This is a genomic window from Gillisella terrae, assembly GCF_004801395.1.
Taxonomy (GTDB): domain Bacteria; phylum Pseudomonadota; class Alphaproteobacteria; order Rhizobiales; family Rhizobiaceae; genus Allorhizobium; species Allorhizobium terrae.
Genome location: NZ_SSOA01000014.1, coordinates 26131 through 41245 on the forward strand (window position 1 = coordinate 26131; position 15115 = coordinate 41245).

General features: G+C 55.5%; 11 protein-coding genes and 1 tRNA gene. 4 read left to right on the forward strand and 8 right to left on the reverse strand.

The features are described from left to right. Nucleotides 1–17: 17 nt before the first annotated feature. From E6C51_RS18435 to E6C51_RS18450, 4 genes are all read right to left on the reverse strand, one after another. On the reverse strand, nt 18–902 hold the full coding sequence (locus tag E6C51_RS18435) for a transglutaminase family protein (RefSeq protein WP_190237081.1): 885 nt from the start codon (nt 900–902) through the stop codon (nt 18–20). Between the two features lie 3 nt (nt 903–905). Next, entirely contained in the window at nt 906–3341 is a 2436-nt protein-coding gene (locus tag E6C51_RS18440; RefSeq protein ID WP_190237082.1) for a circularly permuted type 2 ATP-grasp protein, read from the reverse strand. Beyond that, entirely contained in the window at nt 3342–6689 is a 3348-nt protein-coding gene (locus tag E6C51_RS18445) for a transglutaminase family protein (RefSeq protein WP_190237083.1), read from the reverse strand. It abuts the gene before it with no gap. 170 nt (nt 6690–6859) lie between these two features. Continuing rightward, complete coding sequence (locus tag E6C51_RS18450; protein WP_190237084.1) at nt 6860–8287, reverse strand: mannose-1-phosphate guanylyltransferase/mannose-6-phosphate isomerase; 1428 nt, start codon at nt 8285–8287, stop codon at nt 6860–6862. A gap of 316 nt (nt 8288–8603) precedes the next feature. Between E6C51_RS18450 and E6C51_RS18455 the strand changes: the two genes are divergently transcribed. Further along, entirely contained in the window at nt 8604–8795 is a 192-nt protein-coding gene (locus E6C51_RS18455) for a CsbD family protein (RefSeq protein WP_146937309.1), read from the forward strand. A 120-nt stretch (nt 8796–8915) separates the two neighbouring features. Here E6C51_RS18455 and E6C51_RS18460 read toward each other — a convergent pair. Together E6C51_RS18460 and cpdR1 are read right to left on the reverse strand one after the other, a co-directional pair. Beyond that, nucleotides 8916–8990, reverse strand: a tRNA-Val gene (locus E6C51_RS18460). A gap of 83 nt (nt 8991–9073) precedes the next feature. Further along, entirely contained in the window at nt 9074–9436 is a 363-nt protein-coding gene (cpdR1, locus tag E6C51_RS18465; RefSeq protein WP_075639552.1) for a response regulator CpdR1, read from the reverse strand. A 178-nt stretch (nt 9437–9614) separates the two neighbouring features. Between cpdR1 and E6C51_RS18470 the strand changes: the two genes are divergently transcribed. Both E6C51_RS18470 and hisN read left to right on the forward strand, forming a co-directional pair. Continuing rightward, complete coding sequence (locus E6C51_RS18470) at nt 9615–10499, forward strand: N-formylglutamate amidohydrolase (protein WP_230987447.1); 885 nt, start codon at nt 9615–9617, stop codon at nt 10497–10499. A gap of 446 nt (nt 10500–10945) precedes the next feature. Then, on the forward strand, nt 10946–11719 hold the full coding sequence (hisN, locus tag E6C51_RS18475; protein ID WP_190237085.1) for a histidinol-phosphatase: 774 nt from the start codon (nt 10946–10948) through the stop codon (nt 11717–11719). Here hisN and E6C51_RS18480 read toward each other — a convergent pair. Further along, nucleotides 11710–12708, reverse strand: a complete 999-nt coding sequence (locus tag E6C51_RS18480) for an alpha/beta fold hydrolase (protein ID WP_190237086.1) — start codon at nt 12706–12708, stop codon at nt 11710–11712. The genes hisN and E6C51_RS18480 overlap by 10 nt on opposite strands. A 429-nt stretch (nt 12709–13137) precedes the next feature. On the opposite strand from E6C51_RS18480, the gene E6C51_RS18485 reads away from it, so the two are divergent. After that, nucleotides 13138–13605, forward strand: coding sequence for an Hsp20 family protein (locus tag E6C51_RS18485; protein ID WP_146937246.1), 468 nt, complete (start codon nt 13138–13140; stop codon nt 13603–13605). A gap of 54 nt (nt 13606–13659) precedes the next feature. Here the strand turns inward: E6C51_RS18485 and E6C51_RS18490 are convergent, their stop codons facing one another. Further along, nucleotides 13660–14706, reverse strand: coding sequence for a threonine aldolase family protein (locus tag E6C51_RS18490; RefSeq protein WP_190237087.1), 1047 nt, complete (start codon nt 14704–14706; stop codon nt 13660–13662). Nucleotides 14707–15115: the final 409 nt, after the last annotated feature.

Genomic DNA, 15115 nt, shown 5'->3' on the forward strand with positions numbered 1-15115 from the left:
GCGGCAGCCCTGCCGGTTTATGTGCCCGGCAGCGGAATAAGATCCACGGCCTGCACGGTTGAGTGGTTGCCGTAACCTTTCAACACGCCAATGACCGGGGCAACATCCGAATAATCGCGGCCATAGCCGACCACCACATGGTCGCTGCCCGCCGGGATATTGTTGGTCGGGTCAAGCTCGATCCAGCCCATGGCTTTGCCGCACCAGACGCGCACCCATGCATGCATGGCATCCGCGCCTGCCAGCCGCTCTTTTCCTGGCGGTGGAATGGTGCGCAAAAAGCCGCTGACATAGCCTGCCGGAATGCCAAGACTGCGCAAGGCGACAATCATGATATGGGAAAAATCCTGACAGACGCCTTTTTTGAGCGCAAAGGCTTCATTGGGCGAAGTGTCAACCGTGGTTGCCTTGGCATCATATTTGAAGTCTTTGTGAAGGCGGGCGCAGAGCGCTTTGGCAATCTGATGCACGGTCATGCTGGGGTGTAGATGTTCACGGGCATAGGCGGCAATGTCCGAGCTGTCCAGCAGGCGCGGGCTTTTTCCCAGGTAATGGTGCGGCGAGTTTGGCTCCAGTGACCAATACGCGGCAAGTTCGTCGCCAAGGCTTTGCAAAAGCGGTGACAAATCGGCGGTCATCGGCGGCGCTTCCACATGGATGCGCGCCTGCATGCGAATATCCAGCTTTTCATGCGGCGAGCGATAGGCAAAGGTAATGGCGGGATGTTCGAAAAAATCCGTATAGCTGGTGCGTTCTTCTGGCTGCGGATCGATGACAACCGACCCCGCCACCAATCTCTGCCGGTTGGGCAGGGACAGCGGCATGATCCGTAAGATATGGCGACCACCGGCGGCGGCAACATCATAAATATAGCCCATATGCAGGGTTAAATCATAAAGCATCTGCTATCCCAGATAGGTTTGCGCCAAAAGGTCCGACAGCAATTCCAGTTCGCGCTCAAGGCTGTGGTAAACCTCTTGCGTCAGCATGTCCGGCGTCATCACCACAACCCGCGACTGAAGCCGCACGGTCTCGCGGCAAAAATGCGACATTTGCCCGTTGGTCTTGGCGTTCGGCAATTCAACCACTTCACTGAGAATTTCGTTGAGCTGAAAGAGAATGGAGCGCGGGTTGAGCGGGTCCAGCGCCAGAAGGTCGGTCACGGTCAGATGGGCTGTATTCACGTTATAGCGGCGGCGATGGGTCATGACGTTATCGCCAATTTCCAACAGCATATCCAGTGCACCGTCGGGGGCGTCCTCGCTGGTCAGATGGCCCAGCAGGCGGGTCATGTGCAAGGCGCGCTCCAGCATGCGGCCAATGGTGAGGAAGCGCCAGCCAGTGAAGCGATACATGTTTTCATGCACAAGACCGGCAAAGCCTGCCAGTTTGCGCAGCAAAATGGTCATGGCATGGGTGGCATCATCCCCCGGCTTGACATTGAGGCCAAAGCGGCGGGCGGTTTTCGACAGATCATTCAGCGCCAACCAGCCATCGGGCGAAAAGCGGTCGCGGATATTGCTGGCCGAATAGACGGCGCTGTTGATGCTGGCTAAGAGCGTTTCCGGCACGCCCTCCATGGTGTCAATGTCCAGCGCCTTCAGATAGTCGCTCACATAGGCCAAAAGCGGTTGTTCGGCATCGGCGGTTTCGGCAAAGCGCGAGTTCCATGCCCGCAAAATCCGCAATGCGCCTTCGGCCCTTTCAATATAGCGCCCGAGCCAAAACAGATTGTCGGCGGCGCGGCTGGGCAGGCTGCCCGGCAAATTGCGGGTAAATTCCTCTGCATCCGGTAAAAGCGTGGTGCGCTCCACCGGCTTGTCAGAGACAATCCAGACATCGGCAGCGGAACCACCCGATTGCATGGCAATGGCGGCCACATCCTTGCCAGAGCCAATGCGGCCAAAGCCGCCGGGCATGATTTGCCAGCCATTCTTGGTGCGGGCCGCAAACACGCGCAAGCTCATGGGCCGTGGTTGCAGCTTGCCATCTACCATGACCGGCGTGGTGGACAGGGTGACAGCTTCTTGCCCCACCAGTTGCGCGCCATCGCTGGCAAGCCAAGAGGCAATGGATTGCTGTGCGGTGGAGCGCAAGGTCGAGCCCAGCACCGATTGATGATTGTCTTCAAAAAACGGCTGGCGCGAATAGGCCGGGCCAATCACCATTTTCTCGATGTTGCTGGCCACATGATCGCGTTCCGATTTTTGCCCGCACCACCATGTGGCAATCGACGGCATGGCCAGATCTTCACCCAGAAGATGGCGACACAGGGTTGGCAAAAAGGCCATCAACGCCCGGGTTTCCAAAATGCCGGTGCCGAGTGCATTGACAAAGCTGACAGAGCCTTCACGCAGGGCCTGCACCATGCCGGGCGTACCAATATGGCTGTTCTGGTTCAGCTCCAGCGGATCGGCAAAGGCGGCATCGAGGCGCCGCCACAACACGCCAATCGGCTTGAGACCTGCGACCGTGCGCACCATGACCTTGCCATTGACCACGGTGAGGTCTTCGCCCTCCAGCAACATGATGCCGAGATAACGGGCAATATAGGCGTGTTCAAAATAGGTCTCATTGGCCGGGCCGGGCGAGAGCACGGCAATGCGGTCTTCCGGGCTTTGCTTGTGCCCTTGCAAAGCATCGCGGAAGGCACCGAAAAACGATGCCAGCCGATGCACGTGGGTTTCTGCATAAAGATCAGAAAAGGCGCGGGTGGTGGCCACACGGTTTTCCAGCGCAAAACCAGCGCCTGAAGGGGCCTGGGTGCGGTCTGCCAACACCCACCAATTGCCATCCGGGCCACGACCGATTTCAAACGAGCAGAAATGCAGATAATGGCCGCCAGCCGGTTTGACGCCGACCAGCGGGCGTAAAAATTCACTGTTGGCGGCAATCAGCGCAGGGGGGATGAAGCCCTCCTGCACCAGACGGTTTTCGCTGTAGATATCCGCAACCACTTTTTCCAGCAGTTCGGCGCGCTGCACCAGCCCTTTGGTCAGCACCTGCCATTCGTCGTCAGCAATCAGCACCGGAATGTGGGAGAAGGGCCAAGCCCGGTCCGTGTTGCTGGCCGCCGAACCATAGGCGCGATAAAACACCCCGGCATCGCGCAAGTAACGGTCCGCGCGGGCGAAACGCTCGTGCAGCTCATCTGGGCCCATGGCCTGAATGGCGTTGACGAAATTTTGCCACACGGGCCGGATGTTGCCGTGCTTGTCCAGCATTTCGTCAGAAACGCCGGGCAAGGTCCGATAGTCATCGGCCAAAGCTTCAACTGTGGCTGATGCGGCTGATGCGTCCTGATGGCGCTCGTTAACCTCCATCGCGGGTGTCTTGCTCATTTAAATACCTTGAGGTCGCCGCAAGTCCAATGTGTGCGGAAATTCTGGCGAAACCGTCTCTGGCCAAAGGGGATAAGATCCGGTGGTATGCCCCCAAGGCTCGAAACGTGCAAGCCGTCTGGCCTCCGCTTCATTTCCATTCACAGGGAAAGTATCATAATTACGACCACCCGGATGCGCCACATGATAGACACAACCGCCCACAGACCGCCCTGTCCATATATCATATATGTCGAAAGTTAGCGGTGTGTTTACAGGAAGCATAGGATGCAAACCGGATGCCGGTTGCCACGCTTTATAGCGCACACCGCCCACCGCCACGCCATTGACGCCCGATTTGCTCAACGGAATGCGACGACCATTGCATGCCACTGCAAAACGATCCGGGTTTGCGGTTTCAAGCTTGATCTGCAAACGCTCAACGGATGAGTCCACATAACGCACGGTGCCGCCAACGGCACCTTCTTCACCCATCACATGCCAGGGCTCCAGCGCCTGACGAAGCTCCAGTTTTGATTGCGCATATTCGACCTCGCCCACGAAAGGAAAGCGAAACTCCAGCTGGGCTGCAAACCATTCCGGCTTCAAATCGAAACCATGGTCACGTAGATCAGCCAGCACCTCGAGAAAATCCTGCCAGATATAATGTGGCAGCATGAAGCGATCATGCAGCGCGGTTCCCCAGCGCACAAAATTGCCACCCACGGGATTTTTCCAGAACCGGGCAATGATCGCCCGGATCAGCAATTGCTGGGCCAGTGACATGCGCGCATTGGGCGGCATTTCAAAGCCACGAAATTCCACCAGACCAAGGCGACCCGTGGGACCGTCTGGCGAAAACAGCTTGTCGATGCAGATTTCCGAGCGGTGGGTGTTGCCGGTGACATCAGTGAGCAGATTGCGGAAAAGCCGATCCACCAGCCACGGCAATGGAGGCAGCGTGCCATTACCGGGCATGGGAATTTGGGCAATGGCAATTTCCAGCTCGTAAAGACTGTCGTGGCGGGCCTCATCAATGCGCGGTGCCTGACTGGTCGGGCCAATGAACATGCCGGAAAACAGATAGGACAGGGCAGGGTGGCGCTGCCAATGCAGCACCAGACTTTTCAGCAGATCCGGGCGGCGCAAAAACGGGCTGTCATTGGGGTTGGCACCGCCCACCACCACATGGTTGCCGCCGCCGGTGCCGGTGTGGCGACCGTCAATCATGAATTTATCGGCCCCCAAGCGGGTCTGGCGGGCCTCTTCATAGATGATGTTGGTGGTGTTGACACAATCCTGCCAATTGTCGGCCGGATGAATATTGACCTCGATCACGCCCGGATCGGGGGCAACGCGGATGACATTGATGCGCTCATCCTGTGGGGGTGCGTAACCCTCGATATGAACGGGCAGGCCCAGTTCTCTTGCTGCCGTCTCAGCGGCCGCGACCAGTTCCAGATAGTCTTCGATCTTCTCGACAGGCGGCATGAACACGCAGAGCCGACCATCGCGTGGCTCGACACTCATGGCGGTGCGAACGGCCCCGCGAATATCTTCTTTGGAACCGGCAATGGTCTGTTCATTGCGGTCTTGCTGTGTTTCAGGCGCTTTGCGAGACGCCTCAGACAAAGCACGTCCCAGCTTGTCGCTCTCGCCACCATAATCTGGCAAAGGTGCTCGTGGCAGCGATGGGTCTGCCATGTGGATATAGGGATATTGCGACGGCGGCACATAAGGCAGCGTGCCCAGCGGCATGCGAAAGCCAATGGGACTGTCGCCGGGAATGAGGAAAATCTTGCCGCGCCGCGTGCGCCAGCGTTCGCTCACCCAACGCTTGCCGCCTGCGCGCGCATTCCATGCCTGCACGGGCAGGATATAGCCGGTTGGGGTGGTCAGGCCGCGCTCAAACACTTTGGCAATCCGGGCGCGCTCTTCCGGGCTGTCGAGCTTGGAATTGGAGGGATCGACATTTTCCGGCAGGCTGCCTTCCTTGATGATCCATTCTGCCGGGTCTTCATAGGCCGGGATCAGCATATCCGGCTCAATCTCCAGCTCTTTGGCGATGCCAGCCAGCAGCGCTTGCGCCTGCTCAGCGGTCACCTTGGTGTCCTTGCTCTCAGCCGCAATCAGCTCTGGATTATGCCAGATTGGCTTGCCGTCTTTTCGCCAATAGAGCGAAAACGTCCAGCGCGGCAGGCTTTCGCCGGGATACCACTTGCCCTGACCGTAATGCAGAAAGCCACCGGGGGCGAATTTTTCGCGCAACCGGCGGATCAACTGATCGGCTTTATCGCGCTTGGTGGGGCCAACGGCGTCGGTGTTCCATTCCGCTGATTGGAAATCATCAATCGACACAAACGTCGGCTCACCGCCCATGGTCAGGCGCACGTCATGGGCCGCCAATTCCTCGTCCACCTTCAGGCCAAGCGCATTGAGGGCGTCCCAGCTTTCATCAGAGAAAGGCTTGGTGATGCGCGGATGCTCAGAGACCCGTTTTACCTCCATGGCAAAGTCGAATTCGGTGTTGGCTTCACCAAAATAGCCACCGGAAATCGGCGCTGCATTTTTATAATGCGGGGCTGCGGCCAGCGGAATATGGCTTTCACCCGTCATTAACCCGGAGGTGGGGTCAAGGCCAATCCATCCTGCACCGGGGATGTAGGCTTCGGCCCAGGCGTGCAGATCGGTGAAATCGACATCGGTGCCGGAAGGGCCATCCAGCGCCTGCAAATCGGGCTTGAGCTGGATGAGATAGCCCGACACAAAGCGCGCGGCGATGCCCAGACGGCGCAAAACCTGCACCAGAAGCCAGCTGGTATCACGGCAGGAGCCTTTGGCGGAGGTCAGTGTTTCCTCTGGGGTTTGCACGCCGGGTTCCATGCGAATGACATAGCCGATCTGCTGTTGCAGCTTCGCATTGATGCCGACAATCATATCCACCGTGCCTTGGCCCGGTGTTTTGTCGAGGCTGTCCATAAACGCGCTCAAGGCCGGGCTGTCCGGCTCAGGCTTCATATAAATCGCCAGATCGTCGCGAATATCTTCAGGATAGGAAAACGGCCATGTGACGGCTTCTTCTTCGGTGAAGAAGTCAAACGGGTTGTAGACCGTCATATCGGCGATGAGATCAACCTCGATCTTGAACTCGGTCACCAGATCGGGAAACACGAACCGGGCCAGATAATTGCCGTAAGGGTCCTGTTGCAGGTTCACAAAATGGTTTTCAGGCGTGACTTTCAGGGAATGGCTGAGAACCTTGGTGCGCGAATGGGCGGCGGGCTTGAGCCGAATAACCTGCGGCCCCAGTCGCACCGGGTTGTCGTATTTATAATGGGTGAGATGATAAATGCTTGCCTTGATTGCCATGAAACCCCTTGTCCGGTGTGCCGGATCTGTCATTGCCCGTTTTGGGATTGATCTTGTGCAATGCACGCTCAGAAAGCAAGGCGAAGTTGATGAATATCATTCGGTCATCGCAGACATGAAAAAACCGCCGGAGGGCGGCGGCTTCTCCTGTCGTCAGCGTGTTGGCAAAATCAGCTTCTGCCGAATTCGTCCACCAGACGGATAATATCGTCCTCACCAAGGTAAGAACCTGTCTGAACCTCAATCATCTCCAGCATGATCTTGCCCGGATTGCCCAGGCGATGCACGGAGCCTTGCGGAATGTAAATCGACTGATTTTCGTGCAAGACCGTCACCGTATCGTCAATGGTGACTTCGGCAGCCCCTTTGACGCAAATCCAGTGTTCGGCGCGGTGGTGGTGCTTTTGCAAGGACAGTTTCTTGCCGGGATGCACGAACAGACGTTTGACCTGAAAACGATCGCCATTCAGGATCGATGTATAGCCGCCCCATGGACGAAGCGATGTGGGGTGGCTTTCTGTGAGGTTGGTCGTTGCCTTGTCGGCTGCCAGAATTTTCACGAGATTGCCAACTTCCTGGGCGTTATCCAGCCGACCGACAAAGACGGCATCTTCACTGGCAACAACGGCCACGCCATCCATGCCTTGTACGGCCATGTGGCTGTGACGCGAGATCACCAGCGAATTTTTGGTGTTATGAACAGTGACATTGCCTTGCACCACATTGCCGTCAGCATCTGCATCACCGGTTTTCCAAACCGCATCCCAGCTGCCCATGTCAGACCATTCAATAGCGGCCGGCACAACGGCTGCCTTTCTGGTCTTCTCCATCACGGCATAGTCAATCGAAATCGACGGGGCCTCGGCAAAGGCTTGTGCGTCAAGGCGAATGAAATCAATGTCTTTCTTGGATTTTGCAACCGCTTGCGTGGCTGCCGCGATCACGTCTGGCGCGAAAGTCTCAAGTTCCGAGATAATGCTGCTCGCTGAAAACAGGAACATGCCGGAATTCCAGTAGAAATTTCCAGCCTCAAGCAATGTCTTTGCCTTGGCTTCATCCGGCTTTTCAATAAAGCGCTGCACCGTGTGAACGCCCTTTTCCAGTTCCTCGCCCAGCTCGATATAGCCATAACCCGTGGCTGGCTCTGTTGGATGAATGCCAAATGTGACCAGCTTGCCCGTCCTTGCAGCCTTGGCTGCATTGGCAATAGCCTGAACATAGATGTCGTTCACGATGATTGCGTGATCGGAGGGCAAAAGCAAAAGCAGAGCATCGTCACCGAAGCGATCCGCCACGGCACGCGCGGCAACGGCCACCGCAGCGGCTGTGTTGCGGGCCATGGGTTCGAGAATGATGCTTGAAAGCGCGACCTCCTGCTCTCGGGCCTGCTCGGCCACCAAAAACCGAAATTCCTCATTGGTCACAACAATTGGCGCTTCATAGATACTATCATCGCGAACCCGATTTAAGGTCGACTGGAAAAGTGTTTCGTCACCAATCATTTTCAAAAATTGTTTGGCAGCGGTTGCGCGTGACAAAGGCCATAGCCGGGTGCCTTTTCCGCCAGCCATGATCACGGGGACGATTTTATCAGTCATGGTCGATCCTTCTGGTTTCAGGCACATGAAATGGTCTCTCGCTGTCTGCTCTACTGCATAATTCCTTAAATCGGAATCGATTTAAGGAATTATGCAGCAGCTTAAAAGTGCTACAGCGTCCTTTGTGCGCCATATTTGGCGCATGGCGCTGTAACGCAGGGTGAGCATTGGTGCGAGAAATTTCTGCATGACCACCGCGCTATGCGACGATATTTCGGTTTAGCGGTTTCTTACATAATAGTCGGAACTTTTCCCCTCACCATTCGTTTTTATCTCGAACCGCCTGCAATGGTGCAGGCACAACGGAGGCAAGATGATGGGTAGCATGGCTGATAAAATCAAAGGCACCGGAAATGAGATTGCTGGCAAGGCCAAGCAGGCCGCCGGTAAGGCCACAGACAATGATCGTTTGCGCGCTGAAGGTGCTGGCCAGGAAGCTAAAGGCAAGATCCAGAAGAATGTCGGCAAAGCCAAGGACACCGTCAAGGACGCTGTTGATCGGCTTTAGGAAATCCATATTCAATCCGTTTTAACACGGCTCCATTGAAAGTGGATTGTAAGCCTGCGATCTGAATGAAAACAAAAAAGGTCTCGCGATTTCTCGTGAGACCTTTTTTATGAATTCGAATGGTGGGCGTAACAAGGATCGAACTTGTGACCCCTACGATGTCAACGTAGTGCTCTCCCGCTGAGCTATACGCCCATCCGATGACGGCGGATAGACCATAAAACCTTCCGCTCCGTCAAGTGTGCTTTGAAGATCTTTGGCAATATTTTGCCAACCCCTTATGCTGCAAGCAGTTTATTCACTTCGTCCACGAGATCGCGCAGGTGGAACGGCTTGGATAGAACCTTGGCATCCTTGGGGGCCTTGGAATCAGCATTGAGGGCAACGGCGGCAAAGCCGGTGATAAACATGACCTTGAGGTCTGGATCCAGTTCGGTTGCGCGGCGGGCAAGCTCAATGCCGTCCATTTCGGGCATCACGATATCTGTCAGCAGCAACGAAAAGGGTTCTTCGCGCAATCTGTCATAGGCGCTGGCACCGTTATCAAAAGAAGCGACTTTATAGCCAGCCTTTTCCAGAGCTTTTACCAGGAAGCGGCGCATATCGTTATCGTCTTCGGCGAGAAGAATTTTTTGAGTCATTTCTGGACCGTTACTCGACTGATGATGGTGTTCTAGCTCTCCTCAATATTCCCCATCCCGTAAATAACTGGTGAAGGGAAGGAAAGCCTCTCGTGATGTACTCTTAGTATGGACTTCATTGCTGCCAACTGGCAACATGTTTCATAATGATTTGCTGATTTGGTAAAGAAGAGGGTCGATGCAGCCGTTGTCAGCCATGTGCGAGCTGTTTGAGGTGATTGATCCCGTTGAACAGACAATTCCTTTCGTTTACAATTCTCCCCATAGCGGCAGAGCCTATTCGCAAGAATTTTTGGAGCGCTCGAAGCTGGATGCTTTTTCCATTCGCCGCTCTGAAGATTATTTCGTTGATGAGTTGTTTTCCAGTGCTCCTTCCCATGGTGCGCCGCTTCTGGTTGCCAATTTCCCCCGCGCCTATGTTGATGTGAACCGCGAGCCCTATGAGCTTGACCCGCGCATGTTTTCTGGGCCTTTGCCGTCTTACGTCAACAGCCATTCCGTGCGGGTGGCCGGTGGGCTTGGCACTATTCCACGCATTGTGGCCGAAAATATGGAGATCTATCAGGGGCGTCTGGCGGTGGAGGATGGGCTTGCCCGGATTGAAACCATTTATAAACCATATCACGCCTGCCTGCGGCGGATGATTGCCAAAACCCACACCATGTTCGGCTCTGCGGTTTTGATCGATTGCCACTCCATGCCCGGCTCCGTGCGTGTGGGGGCCAATGCTCTGCGTCCGGATTTTATTATCGGTGATCGCTATGGCACCAGCGCTTCCGCCGATCTCACCCATGCCGCCCTGCAAATTCTGGGCGATTATGGCTTTACGGCTGTGCGCAACAAGCCCTATGCCGGGGGCTTCATTACCGAACATTATGGTCGTCCGGCGCGCGGGTTGCATGCATTGCAGATCGAGATCAACCGGGCCATCTATGTGGATGAGCAAACCCTGGAAAAGCGCGCCGATTTTGCCTTGCTGGCCAGTGTGCTTTCGCGCTTCGTTGTGCAAATGGCGGGAATGTGGGGCAGCATCACCAATGATGATGCGCTTGCCGCCGAATAGGCTCTACCTGCATAATGTTATAGCGTCCTTTGTGTGTTTTATAAAACGCACGGCGTTGTAGCTTCGCCTAACAAAAGGCCCGCTCAAAAAAAACCGCGCACGAAGCGCGGCTCAAATCTAGGGAGGAAACACCCAAGGAGGGTATTTACAGTCCGAAGACTGTGAAAACCACTTTATATTGCGTTGCACAAATGTCAAGAGATTTTGATATATTTTTATGCGTGATTAAAAAACAGGCTATTGATTTTTAGATGGGCATGGCGGGCTTGAAAATCACGCACATGCGCGATCTTGCGCATCGGCAAAATTTGCGGGCTTTCGCTCTGCGTCATTCCGCTTTTAATCTGCTGCATCATTTTCGCCTTAAACCGATTCCGATTTGAGGAATTATGCAGTAAGGGATTACGCAGCTAACAGATAAGACCTGCATCTGAATGGGAGGAACCATGCGTCCGGATAAGACTTTTTTTGATCGCCTTGCCGAGGCTGCCAAAGTGGAGACCTTGCCGCGGTTTCGCTCGAGTCTGGATGTGGTCAATAAGGAAGCGGGTGGCTATGATCCGGTGACAGAGGGCGATAAAGCCGCAGAAACCGTGATTCGCAGCTTGATCGAGGCCGAGTTTCCCGACCATGGTATTCTGGGCGAAGAGCATGGCAATGTCGGCCTTGGCCGCGACAGTGTGTGGGTGATTGATCCGATTGATGGCACGCGGGCGTTTATTTCGGGCCTGCCCACCTGGGGCACGTTGATCGGTTTTCAGGAAAAGGGCCGGGCGGTGATGGGCATGATGGATCAACCCTTCACGGGCGAGCGCTATTTTGCTGATGGCGAAAAATCCTGGTATCGTGGCCCCGATGGGGAGCGGCAATTGCGAACGCGAGCCTGTTCTGATCTGTCGGACGCCATTCTCTACACCACATCGCCGGATATTTTCCAGGTTGATGAGCGGGCGCGCTTTGATGCGGTGCGCGCCAACGTGCGGCTGACGCGCTATGGGGTGGATTGCTACGCCTATGCGCTGTTGGCGGCGGGTTTTGTCGATCTGGTGATTGAAACCGGCTTGAAACCCTATGATGTCGGAGCGCTTATTCCCATCATCGAGCAGGCGGGCGGCGTGATCACCACCTGGGATGGTGCGCGTCCCGAAGCTGCGGGCAAGATCATCGCTGCCAGCTCAAAAGCGGTTTATGATCAGGCTATGGCAATTCTTCAGGCGTAATCGGCAGCCGTGTCATCCGGCTCCAGCCCTGTTGCCGTCCATTGCTCCGTTGCGTCACTGCCGGGGATGAAGGCATGGATGGCCGCCAGCGCCTGGAGGCGATAACGGTCATCTTCCTGCAACAGCTCATGGCGCGCGCCGGGCACAGAGAGCAATTGGCCGGCACGAAAATGGCGGGCCAGATGTTCCTGGGCACTGAAGGGCACGATGCCATCCAGCATCGGGGCCAGCAGCAGGGTGGGGATGGTGATCTGGGTCAGATGTGCCGGATCATTCACCCGCTTGATGGCTTTGCTGCATTCATAGAGCCAGCGGGCCGTTGGGCCTCCCAGCGCCAGCTCTGGAATTTGTGCGTTGACGTCCGTGTTGCGATCAAAGCGGATTTTATCAGAGGTCAGCACATTGGTGGCAAAGTTTGGCGGCTTGCTCGACGATGACATGCGGGTATTGCCAAGGCCTGCCCAACACAGCAGTCGTGCTAATGTGAAGATCTTGCCCGCCGACATCGCCTCACCATGCAGACCCACGAAGGGAGCCGAGAGCACCAGCCGGGCAATGCGGCCCGACAGGCGCGGGGCTGCGGAAAGCGCAATCAGCCCGCCGGTGGAATGGGCAATCATGTACAGCGGCACACGGGCATCCGGCAGCACGATTTTTTCCAAAAAAAGCTCCAGATCGCGCTCGTAATCGGAAAAACGGCGCACATGGCCGCGGGTTCTGTCCTTATGGGTTCGGTCGGACAGGCCCTGACCACGAAGATCAAAGGTTGCCACCCAAAGGCCCGAGCGGGTCAAGTCCTCGATTGTCTCGTAGTATTTCTCGATGGATTCGGTGCGTCCATGCACCAGCACCACGGTGCCCTTGGCCGGGCTGATGTCGCTTTTGAAAATGGCATAGCGCAATCTCAATCCGTCGTGAGCGGTAAAATAGCCGCTGATGTGATTGGCGGGTAGGGGGTTGCCCGGCAGATCATGCAGCACTGTGTCCATGGTGACGCCTCGCAAACGACGGATAATGCATTTTTATTAAGCCTGGGTGCGATGCGGGTCAAAGAAAAAAAGCCGGATCGCCAGACGGGTTTTGTCTGGCGATCCGGCCCAAAACACTGAAGACGCAGGGACGAATTCTTCAGTTACCAGAGTTGCCTCTGATATGCTCAAGGTTAGGAGCTGACACCTGAACGAAAACCCAATCATGTGTTCATGAAAAATTCAGCCGCAAGACGCCTGCCGCATTGTTGAAACGGAAATCGCAGAACAAACACTGTCGAGAATTTCAATTTGGGTCTTGAACTGGAAAATAGCCATTCCCATCTTCAGTCTGCGGGTGCCAAACGGGCCTGCAAATCGGGAATAGCCGCCAAATTCGGGGCCTTTCTCGAGTGTTTATCGCAATCGTTGCTCATCAGGAGGACACTTATGCGTCACGTTGATTTTTCCCCCCTCTATCGCTCCACCGTTGGTTTCGACCGCCTGTTCACCATGCTGGACAGCCTCGGCCAACCCGATTCTGCTCAAAGCTATCCGCCCTATAATATCGAGCGCACTGGCGAAACCACCTATCGCATCACCATGGCCGTTGCCGGTTTTGATGAAAGCGAGCTGAGCATTGAAGTGCATGCGCATGTGCTGGCCATCAAAGGCGAAAAGGCGCAAGAAGATCAGTCTGAACAGACCGAGTTTCTCTATCGTGGCATTGCCAAGCGCGGCTTTGAGCGCCGCTTCCAGCTGGCAGACCATGTTGAAGTGCAAAATGCATCGCTGAAAAACGGCTTGCTGCACATTGATCTGTTGCGCAACATTCCCGAAGCCATGAAGCCGCGCCGCATTTCCATTGCCACCGATCCGGTCAATGCCCCCAAGGCTATTGAGGCACAGGTGATCTAATCGTTGAATTTGACAGGTTATGAAAAGGGCGGCCCGTGGGTCGCCCTTGTTGTTTTACAGAACATCCAAAAATCGATCGACTTCTTCTACGGTCGTGGCAAAGCTGGTGACGAGGCGGATCAGGGTTTCATCCTTGCCCACCATGTCCGGCGTTTCACGCGGCGGCAGCCAGTCATAAAATTTTGCGCCCTTGTCTTGAGCGGCTTTTGCGGCCTGTTTGTCAAGAATGGCAAACACTTCATTGCCGCTTGTGTTCCACGCCAGCCGCGCCTTGTTGCTGCCCTTTAAGCCTGCGCGCAGACGGTCCGACATGGCATTGGCATGGCGGGCCATATCCATCCACAGGCCATCCTTGAAATAGGCATCCAACTGGGCCGAGATAAAGCGGGTTTTGGAAAAAAGCTGCGCCGAACGCTTGCGGATATAGGGCATTTCCTCGGCCATCTCAGGCTTGAAAAACACGATCGCTTCCGCGCACCAGCAGCCGTTTTTGGTTGCCCCAAAAGAGAGAATGTCCACGCCCCGTTTCCAGGTCATTTCGGCGGGCGTGGCATCCAGCGCCACCAGCGCATTGGCAAAACGCGCACCATCCATGTGCAAAGGCAGGGATTTGGATTGGGCAATGGCGCTGATGGCTGATATTTCATCCAGACTATAGACGGTGCCTGCCTCTGTAGCTTGCGTCATGGTAATCGCCATGGGGCGGCCGTGATGCACGGAAGGTACATCAAATCTGGAAACGGCCGTGTGCAGCGCGCCCACATCCATTTTGCCATCAGGCCCTTCCACCGGATAAAGGCGGCTGGCGTTGGCGAGATATTCGGGTGCTCCGCCCTCATTGGCGTTTACATGGGCGTCAGAATGGCAGAAAGTAACGCCGCCTGCGCGCGATACGCTGGCCAGCGCCAGCGAATTGGCCGCCGTTCCCGTGGCCACGAAAAACACGGCAACCTCGCGCTCGAAAATGGTGTTGAATTCCGCCTCGATGCGCTGATCGAGATCGCTGGTGCCATAGGCGCTGGCATAGCCTGCCGCCTCGCGGGCAAGGTGCTCCGTAATGGCGGGATGGGCACCGGCCCAATTGTCCGAGGCAAAGAACATCGCTGGCTTCCTGACGTGCATAAGAATGGATTGTTGTTGGTGGCAAGCATTAAGCATTTTTCAGATCGGTTCAATCTGTTCTGTTTGTTGTTCCTCTTGTGAAAAGGGGTGGGCGCGCAAAACTGAAATTTGCATGATGATTGGGCGGCGGTCTGCGACAGAAAAGAACCGTATGAATGCATTCTCCGACGTTTTCTTTCGTGCAGGCTGGTAACTTTTTGGAGCGATCCCTTGCGAAGGTTCGATCTTTCTGGCATATAGATTGCGAAATAGGTCATAATGATTGACCTAATTTCCGGAAATGCGAAGCGGAAAACTCCTTTTTGCACTCTGGCCTGCCGCAAAAAACCAGCAGGAAATGAGCCGCAGGTGCGGCGATTTTCCAGTGTTTTCAGAAAAGCGGATAGGT